Annotated in this window: 2 protein-coding genes; both read right to left on the reverse strand. The window is 50.8% G+C overall.

The window, feature by feature from the left end; all coding sequences use genetic code 11:
- The coding region (locus HMPREF3052_RS04110) for an ESPR-type extended signal peptide-containing protein (protein ID WP_283126952.1) at positions 1-1,917 on the reverse strand (1,917 nt) is incomplete at its 3' end.
- 336 nt (positions 1,918-2,253) lie between these two features.
- Entirely contained in the window at positions 2,254-3,789 is a 1,536-nt protein-coding gene (locus tag HMPREF3052_RS04115; protein WP_070748710.1) for a hypothetical protein, read from the reverse strand.
- Positions 3,790-3,836: the final 47 nt, after the last annotated feature.

Here is a 3,836-nt window from a genome sequence, read left to right on the forward strand (position 1 = left end):
TGCCGCAACGTTGCCGCTGGTCAGGTTGGTGATCTTGTTGCCGCCGTTATCCAGGCCACTGGTGGTTAGTCTTACGGGGGAACTGCCTGCGGCTGCCGGAGTTATAGTGACACCGCTGCCATTGGTAACAGTTTTATTGCCAGCCGCATCAGTGGCAGTCACGCTGGTTACGCTCAAATTCTCGGCAGTGGCAAAAGTAAAATCCGCACCACTCTGTGATAGAGCGATGTTTTTACCCGCCTGCAATTTAACGGTACTGCCATTATTTACTTTGGTTGTAGCTGCACCAGTAACGGAGCCGCCAGCAACCGAACCACCCTGCACATTAAAGCCACTCTTGCTCACGGCAGTATTGATGGCAGTGGCCACGCTACCTGCAGTGGCAGCTTTATTCGCATCCGCAGCAGTGGGTGCGTTGACTTGGCCGGTTGCAGCGTTGCTGGTCAGGGGAACGGCTGCACCGCCGCCTGTGGCGTTGATTTTAACGGTGGTCACACCCGCGCCATCGGTCGATACTTCGGTAGTGGTATTTGTACCGTCAATAAATTTGAGCGTATTGCCCGGTTTCACAGTTTGCGTCGTACCAGTAGCAGCGGCCACCTGAAAACCGCCGCCCACAGTATTCAAACGGCTGTCCAATACGTTCAGCGCGTCGCCGACATTATTTTTGCTAACCGCATTACCGTTGGCATCAGTCAGGTTGTAGGTGGGAGCGGTAAACGTACCATCTGGTTTCAAGGCCGCGCCGCCGCCCAAATTAGTAGCCACACCTTTACCGATATTGCCGATTACATTTTGGGTGGCGTAAAGCTGGCTACCGTTAATCGCATCGGTGGAAGCAGCCGAAACTTCGCCCGCCCCTACCTGTTTGATTTGACGGTTGCCAACGGTCACAGAACTATTGGCGGAATCGCCGACATATGTATAGTTCAGTCCGTTTACATTTTTCGTTCCAGACTGGTTGGTAGCAGCAACGGCAGTCGTACCTGAACCTAAGGCAACAGAATTGGCCACGGCAGCGCTGGCATCCGAACCAATGGCAACACCCTTGGCAGCTGCCTGAGAGCTACGACCGAATGCGATGGAGTCTTTCGCCTGCGCGTTGGCACTACGACCAATAGCCAGCGCATCCTCGCCTGCGGCGTTGGCATTGTTACCCAAAGCCACAGTTTGTGCCGCATTCGCACGAGCGGAAGTACCGATGGCTACGGAATAATATCCGGAAGACTCCACGCTGTTGCCGACAGCTACAGACTGCACTCCATTGGCCTTGGCGGCCGAGCCGATGCCAACAGCCAGGGCAGCTTTGGTTTCCACGTCATTACCGATAGCAACGGAATTCGATTGACTATTGGCAGCCTGCAAAGTATTGCCGCTACCAATGCGGATACTGTTATTGCCTGCGGCACGGTCACCCAAGCCGATAATGCCGCTATTTACATCCAAACGGCCACCGAGCGAAAGGTGTTTGCTGCCCGCACCGCCCGCATCACCATAGAACAGGGCACGGTTGGTTTGACTGGCCGCATCTCCGGATCTACATTTATCCCGAAAAGCATTTACACTCGGCATATTGCCGCCGCTGGCCTGCCCGGCCGCCCATTCCAAGTTGTTATTAACCAGAAAGAACAGCGCGTTTCTTCTTATCGATTCATCACTGGTAACGATACATCCGTCATCAGTACCATCATTGATAAAAATACCAGGTCCGGCATTGGCATAACCTGCGGTCATCATCAGCGCGGAAACCAATGCGGTGCAAACGAAACGGGAGGATTTCAACCCCAAGCTGCCCAATGTGGCAGGCTCGGCAGAAACCCGTCCGGAAGAAGATTTTCCCTTGGCCTTGGCATTTTCCGGAACAGCAGTCCAAGTGTTGGTGCACGCATTCCAAATAACGCGATAGGCTTTATTCATTGTTATGCTCCATTATTTAGTTGTATAGAGTGATCGAAATTGCAACCTACCCACTTACCTGCACGAACCATTCGGCTCGTGAGTACAAGAATTTCATTTTACGAGGTAAGCAGGGGGTAAAATTTTGTCATTTTATCTTTATTTTGAAAATATTCCAGCCCCCCCCTGTTGATGTACGGAGAAATGTATCGCTTTTTTGCAACAGTAGAGGGAGTCCACCAGAATAAAGCAACCTGCAGGAGAAAAGGCAGGTATCCCATGTCTTGGACTCCCAAGTTTCTATAGCCATTCAGGTTTACTCTCTAAAGAGGGGGCGGCCTGATTCATGAAATTCTTTTAAAAACAGCATGCATCTGGTTTTTGCGTACAATATGCCGCACCAAAATCATTGGGAGAGTTGATATACAGCCTGCTATCTTGTTGCTTAGCGTATATTCGCACCCAGGTCTCTTTCAGCTGACCGTAGTTGACGACGTCGGTATCGTCGGTACCGGCGGCTACGTTGGTCACTTTGTTGCCGGCGTTGTTCAAACCGTCTTTGGTCAGTTTGACATCGCCCGCTTTAACGCCGTCCTGGGTCAATGCGACATCGTCGCCTACTTTCACTCCGTCGTTGTTCACGGTGGTGTCGCCGGCTTTGACGCTGTCTATTACCAGGTCTTTTTTCAGCTTGACGGTCACTGTATCGTCCTGGGCTGCGGTGGTGATGTTGTCGTCGCCGGCAACGGTCACGGTGGAGCCCAGTTTTTCGACATTGGTGCTGCCGCTGTCGCCGTTGAAGGTCAGGCCTTTGCTGTCAACGGCGGTTTTGGCGTCCACGCCTTTTTGGATGTCGGCTTTGGTGCTTTGAGCGAGATCGATACTGTAATTAGTTGTGACTGCACCATCGGCTGCAGTTGTAGTATTAGAGGTCAGATTCAAAGCATTGGAAACTTGTACCGTTGCTTTATCTGCGCTGACGGTATAAGTGGTTTCTTTGCCTGAAGTTGTTTTATTGACATGCGTGTTGCTGCCTGCCGCTACCTTGGTTGTGGTTTTGGCATTATTGATGGCATTGGCTACATCGCCGGCAGTCGCTACACCGGCAGTCGGTGCGGACACTGTACCATTATTATCGACAGACAATGTGCCTTGAGTGACGTTGATTTGAACTTTTGATGCATTCTCGCCATCGGTAACTGCAACGGTCGTCAAGTTGCCATTAGCGTAGTTGACCGTACCGTTGTTATTGATGCGGGATTTGTCTGTACCGTTTTGTTGGATATTATGTCCAACATTATTCATGACTGTGTACAGTTGGCTACCATTAACTGCATCGGTCGAAGTGGCGGAAATACGGCCTGCGGCAACATTCTGGATTTGGCGCTCATTGCCTGCGCTGCCTACAGAAACCGCGCCTGTTTTAGAAGATGAAGAAGCAGCATAGCTGACATTGGTCGCAGCGCCGCTATCGTTTTTGAATGAGGCATTTTTAGCTGTTGCATCAAAATTATTGGCCGCGCCGACAGCACCATTGCCCAAAGCGACAGAGTCTTGAACAGAAGCAGTAGTACCGTTACTCAAAGCAACAGCATTGACGCCTGTAACATTTGCCTGATTACCGATAGCGACACCATTTGTGGCTGCGCTTGTTGTAGATGCAGATGGGCCAATGGCAATTGAGTTTGCACCTTTCGCACCATCGTTATTCCAGTTTTTGGTGCCGTCAGTACTGCCATCAGTTGACTTAACAGAGAAATAACGAATGCGTTCGAGCGCACTCAATACACCATAAAGCTGTGAGCCGTTGATCGCATCAGTAGAAGTAGCAGAAATATCGCCAGGAGCTACGTTGATAATTTGACGTTCGTAACCTTGAGAACCGACAGACACAACATCACCGGCATCGGTATGTAGAAACTAGTAGCGTTGTTTACAGT

Source organism: Neisseria sp. HMSC056A03 (assembly GCF_001815685.1).
GTDB classification, from domain to species: domain Bacteria; phylum Pseudomonadota; class Gammaproteobacteria; order Burkholderiales; family Neisseriaceae; genus Neisseria; species Neisseria subflava.